General features: G+C 44.0%; 13 protein-coding genes. 10 read left to right on the forward strand and 3 right to left on the reverse strand.

Going from position 1 to position 14,920, the window contains the following annotated elements; genetic code table 11:
• The first annotated feature begins 188 nt into the window (after positions 1-188).
• The 5 genes from cas6 to cas5 all read left to right on the forward strand — a co-directional run bounded on the left by cas6 (position 189) and on the right by cas5 (position 6,442).
• The gene (cas6, locus tag RMO27_RS23340) at positions 189-857 is read left to right on the forward strand and encodes a type I-MYXAN CRISPR-associated protein Cas6/Cmx6 (RefSeq protein ID WP_309736930.1); all 669 of its coding nucleotides are present in this window, start codon (positions 189-191) and stop codon (positions 855-857) included.
• Positions 847-3,120 (forward strand): CRISPR-associated helicase Cas3', encoded by a 2,274-nt coding sequence (cas3, locus tag RMO27_RS23345; protein ID WP_309736931.1) that lies wholly within the window; start codon positions 847-849, stop codon positions 3,118-3,120. Before cas6 ends, cas3 begins: the two co-directional genes overlap by 11 nt.
• Before the next feature lie 108 nt (positions 3,121-3,228).
• Positions 3,229-4,716: a type I-MYXAN CRISPR-associated Cas8a1/Cmx1 gene (gene cas8a1 / locus RMO27_RS23350; protein WP_309736932.1), complete on the forward strand. Its 1,488-nt coding sequence runs from the start codon at positions 3,229-3,231 to the stop codon at positions 4,714-4,716.
• 191 nt (positions 4,717-4,907) lie between these two features.
• Positions 4,908-5,771, forward strand: coding sequence for a type I-B CRISPR-associated protein Cas7/Cst2/DevR (cas7i, locus tag RMO27_RS23355; protein ID WP_309736933.1), 864 nt, complete (start codon positions 4,908-4,910; stop codon positions 5,769-5,771).
• Positions 5,771-6,442 (forward strand): CRISPR-associated protein Cas5, encoded by a 672-nt coding sequence (cas5, locus tag RMO27_RS23360; RefSeq protein ID WP_309736934.1) that lies wholly within the window; start codon positions 5,771-5,773, stop codon positions 6,440-6,442. Before cas7i ends, cas5 begins: the two co-directional genes overlap by 1 nt.
• Positions 6,443-6,447: 5 nt before the next feature.
• On the opposite strand, the gene RMO27_RS23365 is transcribed toward cas5, so the two are convergent.
• Together RMO27_RS23365 and RMO27_RS23370 are read right to left on the reverse strand one after the other, a co-directional pair.
• Positions 6,448-7,059 (reverse strand): Uma2 family endonuclease, encoded by a 612-nt coding sequence (locus tag RMO27_RS23365; protein ID WP_309736935.1) that lies wholly within the window; start codon positions 7,057-7,059, stop codon positions 6,448-6,450.
• A 451-nt stretch (positions 7,060-7,510) separates the two neighbouring features.
• Positions 7,511-7,816 (reverse strand): hypothetical protein, encoded by a 306-nt coding sequence (locus RMO27_RS23370; protein ID WP_309736936.1) that lies wholly within the window; start codon positions 7,814-7,816, stop codon positions 7,511-7,513.
• 288 nt (positions 7,817-8,104) lie between these two features.
• On the opposite strand from RMO27_RS23370, the gene RMO27_RS23375 reads away from it, so the two are divergent.
• Positions 8,105-9,817: a type I-MYXAN CRISPR-associated endonuclease Cas4/Cas1 gene (locus tag RMO27_RS23375; protein WP_309736937.1), complete on the forward strand. Its 1,713-nt coding sequence runs from the start codon at positions 8,105-8,107 to the stop codon at positions 9,815-9,817.
• A 92-nt stretch (positions 9,818-9,909) separates the two neighbouring features.
• A complete protein-coding gene (cas2, locus tag RMO27_RS23380) occupies positions 9,910-10,194 on the forward strand; it encodes a CRISPR-associated endonuclease Cas2 (RefSeq protein WP_309736938.1) in 285 nt (94 codons plus the stop codon).
• A 34-nt stretch (positions 10,195-10,228) separates the two neighbouring features.
• Here the strand turns inward: cas2 and RMO27_RS23385 are convergent, their stop codons facing one another.
• Entirely contained in the window at positions 10,229-12,037 is a 1,809-nt protein-coding gene (locus tag RMO27_RS23385) for a bifunctional serine/threonine-protein kinase/formylglycine-generating enzyme family protein (RefSeq protein WP_309736939.1), read from the reverse strand.
• A gap of 141 nt (positions 12,038-12,178) precedes the next feature.
• Here RMO27_RS23385 and RMO27_RS23390 point away from each other — a divergent pair, with 141 nt between their 5' ends.
• The 3 genes from RMO27_RS23390 to RMO27_RS23400 form a co-directional block, all read left to right on the forward strand.
• Positions 12,179-12,730 (forward strand): Uma2 family endonuclease, encoded by a 552-nt coding sequence (locus RMO27_RS23390; protein WP_309736940.1) that lies wholly within the window; start codon positions 12,179-12,181, stop codon positions 12,728-12,730.
• A 173-nt stretch (positions 12,731-12,903) separates the two neighbouring features.
• Positions 12,904-13,173, forward strand: coding sequence for a hypothetical protein (locus tag RMO27_RS23395; RefSeq protein WP_309736941.1), 270 nt, complete (start codon positions 12,904-12,906; stop codon positions 13,171-13,173).
• 282 nt (positions 13,174-13,455) lie between these two features.
• Positions 13,456-14,920: polynucleotide kinase-phosphatase (locus tag RMO27_RS23400; RefSeq protein WP_309736942.1), on the forward strand; the 1,465-nt coding region annotated here is incomplete at its 3' end.

Genomic DNA, 14,920 nt, shown 5'->3' on the forward strand with positions numbered 1-14,920 from the left:
AGATTCATAGTGCATAAACTAAAGATATGGGATAAGATTTTGCACGATCGGTAGTCATTCAGTTAAATCGCTGAAAGCCTGACATAGCAATAGTTTGAAATGTACTTTGACCTTTTTGGCGCGTTGGGCTATTTTAGCCAGATCGAGGCGATGACGGCTGGTTATGAAAATCGAGAGGGTTTAAAATCGTGAACTATTTAGAAATTCAATACAAATTAGTGGGTAAAACCTTACCTGCCGATCACGGATATGCTTTGTATTCTGTTGTCAAGAAATTGGTGTTAGATCGAAAAGATACTTATGGGGAGTTGCTAATCGATCGCTCTTTACCACCAGAAACTTTAATATCGAGTATTTCTGGTGTACCGGATCGAGACGGCACTATCTTTCTAAATCGATATTCACGATTGCGGTTGCGCTGTCCAAATGATAACGTCCAACTTTGGTATCGATTATTGCAAGAGCAGTTATTCGATATTCAAGGACATTTGATTAGATTGGTTCAACCGCAACTCACTTTGCCAGAGCCAAGTGAAAGCCTGAAAGCAAGGCTGGTTACTTTCAAACTCAAGGAGTGGAATCAATGTGAAGCTCCGACACAGTTTTTAATATCCTGTCAACGGGCATTGGATAAATTAGAAATTCAAGCTAAACCTTTTATCGATAGCGATCGATCTGGAGATTTAGCCAAGCGATCGCTCTATATTCATGGCAAACATGTGATGGGTTATGGTGTGGTAATTGAAGGTTTAAAGCCTGAAGATTCGATTAAACTTCAGTGTTTAGGTATGGGTGGACGCAAACACTTTGGTTGTGGTTGGTTTTATCCTAGTCAGGAGTTAGCAAATGCAGCCTAAATTATCTGATCATATTTTATTAGCTAAGTCTTATGAGAAAGGTAAGTGGAAAGGTGCCTATGGATTTATCGGTCATACCTCTGATGTGGTAAATGCTGTTACTAGCATAGTAGACTTTTTGGGTGAATCTTTAATTATTCAATTTGGGTTAAAGCGCGATCTTGCTACTTTGAGATCGACTGTGAGATTAGCGGCTTATCTTCACGATTGGGGCAAAGCAAATCACCATTTTCAAGAGGTTGTCAGACACGAGCGAAATCCTCTAGTATCGCCCCAACTATTTCGGCATGAGGTAATTTCCCTATTACTTGCATGGGAGTATCAAGACTGGCTGAGAGAATGTCCGAACACCGATTTTATGACGGCTTTAGCGGCGGCTGGTGGGCATCATTTAAAGTTGGGTGGGAAAGCTGGCAAACGCACTGACGAACTCGGAGAGGAACGTCTAGGGAGTGGTGACGATCGCTTGTATCTATACCTAAATCACAAACACTTTCGCGGATTGCTCAAGTATGGAGTCAAGCAATTAGACTTACCAAAACGGCTACCAGATAGTCTCAAAGCTTATCTCAAAAATGCACCTACTCATTGGACGATCGCGGAGATTAAACAACGGCGAAATAATTTATTAGATGCCTTCATGGATTGGCAACCAGATACAGTATTTTTGGCAGTTATTAAAGCTTTATTAGTTGCTGGTGATGCGGCGGGTTCTGGATTACCGAATGCCGGAAAAAGTATTCAGAAATGGATCGAGCAGGAATTATCAGAGACTCTGAGTTTATCCGATCTAGAGCAAGTAATCGAGCATCGACTCGCTAATCATCAACTGCTAGAATTTCAGAAATCTTTAGGACAAACTAGTAGTCGAGTTACCTTAGTTCGAGCGGGTTGCGGTACTGGTAAAACTTTAGGAGCTTATGTCTGGGGTAAAAAGTATGCAGTTGGGCGTAAATTGTGGTTTTGCTATCCGACAACGGGTACGAGTACGGAGGGATTTATTGACTATGTACATGGGCAGGTTGAAGGGGTATTACTCCATTCACGAGCGGATGTCGATCTCGATCGGATTAAATTAGAATCGATCGCCAGTACTGGTGAAGAAACAGATAGTGGTGGGGAATTATGCATAGATGAACGCGGTAAATTAATTCAATCGTTTGAAAATGAGACAGATAAAAAGCTCGATTCTTTCAAAGCTTGGGGTAAGAAGGTAATTGTCTGTACTATCGATACAGTGTTGGGATTATTGCAATGCAATCGTCGCCCGATGTATTGCTTTCCAGCGATCGCTCAAGGTGCATTTGTCTTCGATGAGGTGCATTGCTATGATGATGCTTTATTTGGGGCATTATTGAGGTTTTTAAATACTGTCAAGGCTCCTGTATTGTTGATGTCTGCATCCTTTTTACCTTGGCAAATAGAAGAAATAGAAAAAGCTGTCGGCGAACCAGTGAATATCATTCAAGGGCCGAAAGAGATCGAAATTCAACCTCGTTATCACTTCCACCCGATCGATGCTCCCGACTGGGAACGAGTGGAAACCGAGCTGAGTAATAATGGTAAAGTTCTGTGGGTATGCAATCAAGTAAATACCTCGATCGATATTTATCGAGAAGCTAAACGACGAAATTTAAATGCAGTTTTGTATCACAGTCGGTATATTTATCGCGATCGAGTCGAGCATCATCGAGCCGTTGTTGATGGCTTCAAACAGGATAAACCAATTCTAGCGATCGCGACTCAAGTTGCTGAAATGTCTCTAGATCTATCAGCGACTCTTCTAGTATCTCAAATTGCCGATCCAGCAGGTTTAATTCAACGTTTAGGACGATTGAATCGAAAATACTGCGGACATGCTTTAGATGCCATTTTCTACCCCGACGAGAAACAAGGTTTTCCCTATAGTAAGGAAGATTTAGATAATGGCAAAACTCTAATTGATTCATTCGATCGAGACGTAAATCAATCTGAATTAGCTACATGGTTAGAGAATTCAAGCGCAAGGGGGAACCCTAAATTAGAGACGATCCTACTCGATGGCAAATGGCGAACTTATCCAGACTCATTAAGAGAAGCAGGGTTTAATATTACCGCCTTACTAGAAAAAGATGCCAAACAATCTCGTAATTTACCGAGTTATACAGTGCCGTTACCATCGAAAAATAGCAAAGATTGGCAGCGTCATAAAAAAGGATACCCGATCGCACCAAAAAATCAATGGGGTTATTCATCAGAGGAAGGAGCTTATGAAATCAAATAACTTATGACTTCTTAGTGCTTAGTTGGCAACCGCCCGCGAATGAATTGCGGGCTAATAGCGAAAGTCCACTCAAGTGGACTAATAGATTTTTGATTTCGATAATTAATTATGACCGAACTAACTCTATCTATTTACGATCCGAATACTTTATTACCTCATCGGGCGGGGATTGCTGGTTTGGCGCTGGCTTTATCTAGTATGCCAAAAGAAAAAGCTTTAGTAAAATGGGAAATTACCGAAGATGAGGTGAAATTAGCTTGGGAATGTATCGATCGAGAAGCAGTGCAATGGTTGGTAAAAAATACCTATAGAATTGCCGATGGGGGCTATCTAGACGTACCAGCACTAAAACTCGATCGACAGGGATTGTATAGCTTTACAGAAGGGGTAACATCTACATTTCTTCAGCATAGCAAGCAGCGAAAGCGAGACAATAATTCTGTATCGCTAGCCTTTCAAATCGATGAAGGCTCTCCAGAAGTTAGGATCGATTTTCGTCCCTTATTGGAATGTTATTACACTGGTGATTTGAAAGATGCTTTTAATACCACAGGTGCTTTCAAATCTGAAATATCTCTCAAAGGTCATCATTTGCCTGGATTAGTAGAATGCTTTGTGAATGGAGCATATCAAGAGTCACCGCAGAACTTTATCGCGCTGATTTTTACTCCGCTAGCTTGCAGCTATCACAAGTTACCAGAAGCAAGATCTGCTTTAGTAATTCCAGAGATTAATAATCTCACGCAATGGATCTACCGCAAACAGGAATTATCAGGGCGAAGCTATCGTAACTTTCGCACTAGTAGCGCGGGAGAATCGGGGTTGCAATTCCTCTGGCGAGAAGCCCTAATCGACGATGCCGATAAATACAAAGTCGAGTACTGCGAGGTTTACCAACTAGGCAAACAAACATGGGATGGCAATCAAAGTTATCTCAAGCAGGCTGTCTATCGCATCCGAGTCAAACCGGAAAATATTCAGATTTATGACTCAGCCAGACAATTTTTTCCTCTCCAAATTAAGACTAATGATAAAAAAGAAAATGAAACTTGGTTGGCTCTATCCAAAACTCTACCTTGGATCTGCGATAACCTGATCGCCGATAAGCCCTGGTACTCAGGATTTTATGAATTTCGCAAACGCAATGTACTATACGAACGAACAGGATTGGTAAAAATGACTGAAAATTATTTGAATGTTCAAGAACAGATTTTGTTTGATGCTATCCAAGGTGCATTTAGTGCCTATCTAAGGGGGCAAATAGTTCAAGCCCAAAAGCAAGGACGCAAATTAGATTATGGACAAGTTACTGATAAAGTAATTTATCGGTTTCAACGTCCCAGTACTCAACAGGAATTTGCTAGTGCTCTAGTAGATTTCTTGAGTCAATTCCGGAGTAAAGCTGCTAGTGGTATGGGAGCAGAAATCTATGCTTGGATTCATCGAGAATCCCAATGGAAACAGGCTAGAGATCTAGCACTATTAGCTATAGCTACTTACAAAAGTAAAAAAGGCGATCCCCTAGATGGGCAAGAAATATCGATCGAATCTAGCCCAGAAATAGAACCAGAGGAGAACGGCGATGAAGATATTTAGAAGATTTGTAGGTTGGGTTGCGCGCAACAAAACCCAACACAACCACCCAAATGCCCTGGCAATGTTGGGTTTCATTCTTCAACCCAACCTACCAAACTCTATCGTCAATCGCTCAAATTAAGTTGGTGCGTTATGCTCCGCAGTAACACACCCTACCAAGTCAAACATATACATTTAAGGAAACCTAAATCATGTCTCAACATCTTTTCATCAATATCGTCACACCAACTGCTGTAGCTGCTAATAATCGAGGTGAAGGCGATGGCAGTACTTTATCCACCTTGCAGAAAATTACCTGCGGACACGACCAATATACCACCGTTTCTGCTGAAGCCATCCGTTGGGGATTGCGGGAATATCTACAAAATAGTAACGAGTCAGATACTAACCGTACTTTCAATCCAGATACGGATAAATATACATTTAAAGCTGACGGTAAATTTAATGCTAATACTTACATTGATGACGATTTATTCGGATACATGGATGCAAAGAAAGGTAAAGACAATGAAGATGCTACTACTAAGCGTCGCGGAGCTTTAGAAGTTAGTCGAGCGATTAGTTTAGATCCTTATTGGGGAGATATTGCTTTTGGTTCTAAAGGTGGCGAGAAAAATAAAACCTCGATCCATTCTACCGAAATGCATCATACAGCCTACCAATACGCGATCGCCTTAACACCCGATAGTTTGAAAGATAAAAATCGCGCTCAAATTGCTCTCGATGCGATCGCTTCAGTGCGGCATGTCGGCGGAAATCATGCCCGATTCTTATATGATTTTCGACCAGAATCGATCGTGATTCGGATTACAGCAGATCCTTCGCCGTGGATTATGAATTGTTTTGAACGGGTGGGAAACAGTGTTGGCTGTCCCAAACTAGTCCGGTTGGTAGAGGTAAAAGATGTACCCGCACACGAACTGATCGTCGCGGGTGAAATCGCTGATACTCCATGTGGCAAACAATTAGAAGCTCTTGGTGTAAAAGTATATCGAGGCGTAAAAGAAGCAGTTACCGCAGCTAAAAATACCCTGAAGGAAGGAGTAAAAGCTTAATGCAACTTTATTTAGAATGCCCTTGCACGAGTTTTCCCCGCAGTTTTGCGAGGGATTTTAAGGAAACTTATCTATATCCGCCACCTTCAACGGTTTATGGAATGTTGCTTTCTTTGGTGGGAGAAGTAGATCTAAATGCTCATATCGGAGTAAGAATTGCGATCGGGATTATCGGCGCAGATTCACCAATTTCGCGGATCGTTCGCAAGCAGCGGCATCATAAGTTTAGTAAGGCTCACGCGGGAACTTACCCCACCAGTCAATTCTCCAAGCCTAATCATCAAGAGTTACTAACGGATCTTAAAATTGCGATCGCGATTGATTCTAGTGCGGAGATAGCAACGGTTAAACTAGCAGATCGAATCTCGATCTCACTTGCTACTCCAAGCCAAATTAGCCGCTTTGGTGGTTTAAGTTTGGGTGAATCTTGGGCTTTAGTAAATGGCGTGAGGACTTATCGCGAGTCTGATGGTGATGTGCGATGGTTGGTCAAAGATAATCGTGGCTTAATCGGTTTGCCTGTTTGGATCGATCGATCTACCACTCACGGCACTTTTACTAGATTTAGTTTGGGTGAGTTTACCGAAGATTGCTGGGTGCCGATCTCTCCTCCTGTTTCCCTAACTCCCGCGAAACTACCGAAAGCTACCCGCAAAAAGAAATCTGGCTGAGGATTTTACCAAATCCTGCTCATGTCCAGGATAAATCCTGGCATGACTTCGTTACAGTCGATCGATTGGGGTGCTGCTAGAATCTCTACTGCTTGTCCTGGTCGATAGATCTCTACTTGCTTGTTCTGTGGATTGATTAGTAAACCCATTCGCACTCCTACCCGTTGATATACCAACATTTTCTGTTGTGTTGGCTTGAGGTCATCACTAGTGGAGCGTAGTTCGATGACGAAATCAGGCGCGATTGAAAAGAACTTTTCCAAGGAAACTCCTTCTAGTCGAGACTTTTCAATCCATGAGGAATCAGGAGAGGGCATCCCACCTTCAACTGCTGTAAAGTCATACCCTGTTGAAGAATCAAATGCTTCCCCTAGTTCTGTCTGTCTGTTCCAGTACCACACTTGACCCGACAGATCTCCGTTTCGTTTTCCACTAATCGGCAAGGTTGGAACCATCACAATCAATTCTCTGTTCGGGTTTAGTTCTAAGCGTAAGTCAGGATTCTTCAGACATAGGCTCACAAACTGTTCTGGCGTAACGGTTAGGGTCGTAGTGCTGACATCGAGTAACAATGGCTGAATTTCGGCTGGTGAGTTAGGAGTCGTAACGATTGTCATAATGTCTCCAATCGCTTGTGGGAGCTGGTTTATGTCACTTTGATTATATCACGCTGATTTTTTGACCCGATCAAAAAAACAAGGACCTCTGGCTGTGAAGGATCGATCGACTATTCGATCGGCTCTATCTGTCTTTCCACAACCGATTCAGCGATTTTTATCCCTGCGGAGGTGCTTGCATTTTGTCAAAGCTTTACTGGATATCGATTCTAGAGTTGAGGATCGATCGCTTTTGGGTATACTATGGGTATCAAATGAACTTTTCGTTACTATCCTTGAATATCTCGCTAGGAGCCGTTGCTCAGAGCAGGTTTCAGGGGTCGCTGTGAAACTACCATTGATGCCGTAAGGCGTTGAGCACAAGCACTAAGAATCTGGTGCATTATTCCTCAATAAAAAAGCACCAATCAGGATTGGTGCGAGATCGATCGGAATAGGATGCGGAAGATATCTAATCTTCTTTGTCTTTGCGCTCTAGGCGAATGACTCGTCTTTTGAGCAAGCGAGTCTGTCGTGTAGTGTCGGATAACTCATAGTTGAGATCGTCGTTATAGGACATCAAGGATTGAAAGCCTTCGCGAATAATAATTTGCTGGCTACCTTCAACACTGTCGATCCGATGACGGAGAGCAATTACATCTTCCCTCAGCGCGTCGATATTTTGATTCATAGCACCCATGTTTTGCTGTATGGTGCCAACAGCTTGAATAAGTTGAGTAAGTTGACCTTCAAGACGATCGAAACGTTCTTCTGACATAATAGTAAGTGAATATATTTTGCTGTGGAGATAGCCCGCTAGTTACAGCTAGTGGGCTATCTATATTTTATCTCGATGTTAACAGTCTTGATGCCACCATCTCCTGTGAAACTATCATTGATGCCGTAAGGCGTTGAGGATGGATTAGATCTGAGCTATATCTAATTCCAATTATGGATAACTATGACATTTAGCTGATAAATTTGTAACTCGATCGAAGTAGGAAGATTTTTTTCCGGGTTGGTTTGTCATAGTGGGGATATCCACCAGCTATGACTGCAAACACCAATGGTAAATACCCTGCCACAACTAGCCGACACCATCGAATCTCAGACATCTTTACGAGTATCCGCACTCCACGCCCTCGCCTATTGTCCGCGCCTCTTCTATCTCGAAGAAGTCGAAGAACTCTACACCCAAAATGCCGCCGTATTTGCAGGACGCAGACTGCATCTGACACTAGAATCCCAAACCGAAGGCGAATGGGAAGAACTATTTCTCGAAAGTGCCGAACTGGGACTCAAAGGCAAAGTAGATGCCCTCCGTACCCGCGATGGTAACATCATCCCCTACGAACACAAACGCGGGCGCAGTCATCGCGACGAACACAACCAGCCCCAAGCCTGGGCAAGCGACAAACTCCAGATCCTCGCCTATACCTATTTACTGGAACTGACGCTAGGCATCCCCATCCCCGAAGGGAGAATTCGCTATCATGCCGAAAATGTCCTCGTCAAAGTCCCTCTAGATGCTGAAGGCAGAGCCATTGTCATCGCCGCAATTAGCCAAGCGCGCAAACTCCAGCTCTCCACCCATCGCCCCCCAGTCATTGACAACGAACGATTGTGTGCGGCTTGCTCCCTTGCTCCCGTCTGTCTGCCCGAAGAAGCCAGACTCGCCCACGACAAATCCTGGCAACCAATCCGGCTATTTCCTGAAGACGATACCCGCCAGATCTTGCACATCCTCGAACCTGGGACGCGAGTAGGCAAAACAGGCGAACAAATCAAAATCACACCCAGAAAAGATCCAGTAATTACCGTCCCCGCTCAACAAGTTGGACAGATAGTCCTGCATAGTTTTTCCCAGATTTCGACACAAGCTCTACATTTTTGTGCGGACAAAGAGATCGGCGTACATTTTGTTTCTGGTGGCGGTAGATATTTGGGTAGCTTCGACTCACGGAGGGGCAGTATTCACAGGCGAATTCGCCAGTATCAAGCCCTGAGTAATCCTGAATCTTGTTTGGAGCTAGCCAAAAAACTCGTCAGTTGCCGAGCACAAAGTCAGAGACAATTGCTGATGCGCAAGAAGCGGGGTAAGTCTCAACACCAGACAGAATTAACAACCGCTACCAACCAGATTAAAGTATTAATCAAGCAGATCGATCGAGTCACATCATTAGAATCGCTACTAGGATTTGAAGGGAATATTGCTCGCGTTTATTTTAATGCAATTCCCTTAATTCAGTCAGATAGTACTCCTACTGAATTAAAATTTAACCATCGCAATCGTCGCCCACCGAAAGATCGGTTCAATGCGTTATTAGGTTTCGGTTATGCGCTGCTACTGAAAGATGTCATGAATGCAATTCTGGCTGTGGGTTTAGAGCCAGCACTCGGATTTTATCATCAACCTCGGACGCAAGCATCGCCGTTAGCTTTAGATTTAATGGAGATTTTTCGCGTACCGTTAGTAGATTTACCGATCGTTAATTCGATCGATCGACAGCAATGGGATCTAGAAGCTGATTTTGAAATTCGCGGCGTGAGAACGACCAAAACTAATGGTAAAGCACCCGAAATCAACCAGGTTTGGCTCAGTAATAGCGGTAGGCGTAAATTTTTCGAGATTTACGAACAGCGCAAATCAGAAACTTGGAAACATCCATCGATCGGCTATTCACTCACTTACCGTCGGCTCTTAGAACTAGAAGTCAGATTATTAGAAAAAGAATGGTCGGGAGAAGCCGGATTATTTGGCAAATTGACTTTGCGCTGAGAGAGATTTACTACTCTTTGGTGCGTTACTCTCCGAGATAACACACCCTACGATCTTCTATCCACTATCCACTATCCACTATCCACCACTCTATGAAACACTGGTACCTAATTTGTTACGACATCCGTTCTCCCAAACGCTGGCGCAAAGCTTATAAGCTATTAAAAGCCTACGGCGAATCGATGCAACTATCAATTTTCCGCTGTCGTTTATCCCAAAAAGAACGCGAAAAACTGAGGTGGGAATTAGAGCAAATTCTGACAGCAGAAGACGATCTCCTCTTGATTGGCATGTGCGATCGCTGTCAATGCCGAATTCCGCAATATAATCGCCATGATGTGTGGTCGCCAAAAATCGATCTTTTTCAGGTGATTTGACCGGGAAATTGTATATGCAGACCAATGTAATAGCCTACTTATTTTTCGATACGCACACGACGCGAAATCCAAAATAAGCACAGCGATAATCGGGCTGGTAATACATTCGTGCCGCGCTGCGACAATAACTCGGCTTGCTATACCAAGAACCGCCGCGCAGGACATAGGCAGAATTAGCATCATTAGCCCACACACTGCCATCTGTCGGCGCATCGAGGTAATTACCATGATACTTATCCGCGCACCATTCGAGGATATTGCCATGCATGTCATATAGCCCATAAGCATTGGCTGGATAAATCCCGACTACAGTAGTTTCTTCGCTCCGATAATTTGCGACGGCTCGACTATCCGCAGGATAGGCTTCGCCAACGATCGTCTCGCCATAGTAAAATGCCGTGGTCGTCCCCGCGCGACAAGCATATTCCCATTCGGCTTCAGACGGCAAGCGGTAGTGTCGATCGGTCAATTGGGATAATTTCTGACAAAACTCGCTCGCATCATGCCAGGATACCGTCTCCACTGGTCGATCGCCGCCCTGAAAGTATGAAGGTTTAGCTCCCATCACCGCTTCATACTGCGCCTGTGTCACCGGACATTTGCCCATGTAAAATGCAGGGATGCTGACCCGATGCTGGGGTCTTTGATAATCGCTGCTGCCTTCTTCTAGTTCTGGCGCACCCATCAGAAAAGTCCCCGCCGGAATATTCACCATCTGTAACTTGACCCCACCACCCAAATTTTGAATGTAGCGCAGGGCGATGCCTGAAGATTTTTTGACAACAGTTTTGTGACCACCCCAAAATGTATTAACGATCTCGACTTTGGCGGTTTCAAAGCCAAAAGAGTGGAGGACGAGAGCGGCAGTTTGAGTGGCTGTGGTGGCGGAGGCGATCGATCGTTGTCGCTGGATATCGAGATCGGATCGGACTCGATCGATTATTACTGTTTTGCGATCGATCGCCAATGCTGCTAAGACTTCTGCTGCCGATCGATAGCGTTGGGAGAGCGAATTGACAATCATTTTATCCAATACTTGACCGAGCTGTTCGTCCACGCGATTATCGACCAAATAATCTCGCCAAACCCAAGCATCCTGACTCAAATCGAATAAGTCAAACGGTGAAACTTGAGTCAGTAAATAAATACAAGTCACCCCCAAACTATAGATATCACTAGCAAATGCTGGCTTGCCCCGCACTTGTTCGGGCGCGACATATTCGGGACTGCCGATGACCGTCCCAGTTTTAGCTAGCATCGTTTGAGTGGCTTGTTTAGCCGCACCAAAATCGACTAAAACTAACTCACGATCGCTTGATCGCCGAATGATATTTGCAGGTTTGAGATCGCGATGAATAATCGGTGGTGACTGGTGATGTAAGAAGTCTAAAACGGGGAGTAAGGATAGTAGTAATTCACGAATTTGATGTTGGTCAAACCGCCCATTTGTTGCTATTTCCTGTTGCAAATCTTGGCCATCGATAAACTGTTGGACTAAATACGGTTGACCATTGAGATCGAAGTAATCAAAAAGTTCGGGAATCTGTGGGTGGTTGCCCAATGTCTCCAAATGTTTTGCTTCTTCATAAAACAGAGCTAGGGCAGTCTGCTTAATTTTGGGATCGCGATTATCGAAAGAGAACTGTTTGATAGCGCACAGTGGTTTATTCGATCGATATTCATCTATTGCTTTAAAAGTTCTGCCAAATCCACCCCGTCCGAGTAACTGCTGGGCGCGATAGCGATCCTTGAGAAACAGTTGCGATCCACAAGACAGGCAGAAATTTGCATCGGGGCTATTCTTCGCAGGAGCTGGACAGATAGGGTTGAAGCAATAGCTCATGGCAAGATCGATGCGAGAATGGATTGACGGCGGATTTATCGATCGGTAAAGTTATTGTGCCCATTCAGTCTCAAGATAATATCAGTCTAGATCCGATCGATAATGCTAGATTAGAGATGGGATATTATTTGGTCGATATCTATGACTAATACAGCTTATAAATGGTCGATCGATCGCTACCATCAAATTATAGCGGCGGGGATTTTAGACGACCGCCCTGTAGAACTGTTGCAAGGTGAAATTATTGTTATGCCACCAGAGGGTGAATCTCATGCCTATTACAATACCGAAGTGGCTGAATATTTGCGAGCATTACTTGGCACTAGAGCGAAAATCCGCGATGCCAAGCCAATTACATTACCAAATGACTCGGAGCCTGCGCCAGATATTGCCATCGTCCAACCATTAGGTACTGTATATCTAGAACATCATCCCTATCCTGAAAATGTCTTTTGGTTGATTGAATTTGCTAATGCTACGCTCAAGAAAGATCTGGGCGTTAAGAAAGAAATCTACGCCGCCGCCGGAATCCCCGAATATTGGGTCGTTAATTTACAAGCTAACGAATTAAAAGTTTTCCGAGACTCGATCGATGGAATGTATCGTGAGGAGTTGACTTTGACTAGTGGTTTGATTCAGCCAATCTCTTTTCCAGAGATCGCGATCGATGTGCGAAGATTATTGAGATCGTAGCTAATTAGGTTAAATATTTATAGATTAGATGAGGACTAATCATCAAATTAGATATTTATTTTGAGGATGATGAGGATAGAATATTGGGCTAGTAAAATTCGAGTAGTAATTTGGTGACAAGATATCGATAGCTCGGATACAATTTATTTATAAACAAGCTGAGATAGCCTAGAATGAGTTCTATCGTTCCATCCAAAAACTTAGATCCAGGGACAGACGCAGTTGCTAGCGAACGGAAAAGAGCGATCGCTTACAGCATGGACTTGCTCATCCCTGGCTTGTATATCTGGATTGGGAGTTATACTCTACGCCTGTTTGGAGAGAAGCCAGACGATACACCTTACAAGTATCCTGGCATGTTAAATAACCGTTATGGGATAGCTTTAGTTCTTCCAGGCTACCGCATCTTCACGACTTATCGTCAGTCCTCTGACCCTCGATAAACATCAACTTGATGGTATTGGAGGGTTTAGCGAAAAAGTTTTACCAGCAGACCAGTTTGAAGAATTAATGATGAATGATGAATGCTGAATATTCAATATCTGGTACTGCACCCGCTCAAGGCGGCAGGATTAAAGTTTGGTGGATACATCTGACTTTCAGAACTGTAGAATCCATTTACAGTGAGGATAAGAGCATCGTTATTACTGCTTATCATGTCTAGCACGGCTGGCATCCATAAATAGCAGGTGTTATTGAAGCGAGAATCGAGATACGTATAAAGTATGAAATTAAATATCCCCGAACTGTCTTTAGTCGTCCTCATCGGTGCATCCGGTTCGGGGAAATCTTCCTTTGCGCGCCAACATTTTCTGGCTACAGAAATTATCTCGTCTGATTATTGTCGATCGATCGTTTGTGATGATGAAACCAATCAAGCAGCGACTACCGATGCGTTTGAATTACTACATTATATCGTTGCCAAACGCCTCAAGGCTGGTAGATTAACCGTTGTCGATGCCACAAATGTCAAGCCCGAAGATCGTAAACCATTATTACAATTAGCCAAAGATTATCATTGCTTTGCCGTCGCGATCGTCTTTAATTTACCAGCCGAATTGTGTCACGATCGCAATCAACAGCGCGAAAATCGCGACTTTGGCATTCACGTCGTCAAACGACATACCGAAAATCTGAACCGATCGCTGCGGTATCTCGACAGAGAATTTCGTTATGTCCATATTCTATCCAACGTCGAACAGATTAATAACGTCGAAATCGATCGGCAACCACTGTGGAACAATCGTAAAACAGCAGCGGGGCCATTCGATATCATCGGTGATATTCATGGTTGCTGCGACGAGCTAGAAATCTTACTCAAACAGTTGGGCTATGAGGCGCACCAAAATCCGCAACAGCCTTGCTGGGAATTTCCTACTTATAAACACCCTACCGGACGGCAGGTAATGTTTGTCGGCGATTTGGTCGATCGCGGAATTCGTAATCTCGACTCGATTAAACTAGCCCGCAACATGGTGGCCGCTGGGAGTGCGATGTGCGTCTGTGGCAATCATGAATTTAAATTACTGCGTTATTTACGTGGTAAAAATGTCAAACTCAATCATGGTTTAGAGCTAACAGTCGCCGAAATTGAAGCTTTACCAGAACCAATTCAAACTGAATTTCGTGGCGAACTAGCAAAATTCATCGATTCCCTGATTAGTCACTATATCTTCGATGATGGCAAGCTCGTTATCGCTCATGCTGGACTCAAGGAGGAGCTACAAGGGCGCACTTCCGGGCATGTCCGCTCTTTTGCCATGTACGGCGAAACAACGGGCGAGATCGATGAATATGGGCTACCTGTGCGGGCGAACTGGGCGCGAGAATATCGCGGTGCGGCGACGGTGGTTTACGGACATGTGCCAGTAGTCGAAGCGGAATGGCTGAATAATACGATCGATATCGATACTGGCTGCGTTTTTGGCGGTAAATTAACGGCATTGAAATATCCAGAACGGGAGATCGTTCAAGCCCCGGCGGCGCGAGTATATTACGAGCCAGTTAAACCGCTAGATACCGAACCTAGCTTGCGGAGTGCCCAGCAAGAAGATGATGATATTTTAGATATCGCCGATGTCTTGGGCAAAAGATTTATTACCACCCGCCTGCACGCGAATATTGCCATTCAAGCAGATCGATCCGTCGCGGCTCTAGAAGTAATGAGCCGATTTGCCGCTAATCCCAAAT

Source organism: Chamaesiphon sp. OTE_75_metabat_556 (assembly GCF_031378165.1).
Taxonomy (GTDB): domain Bacteria; phylum Cyanobacteriota; class Cyanobacteriia; order Cyanobacteriales; family Chamaesiphonaceae; genus Chamaesiphon.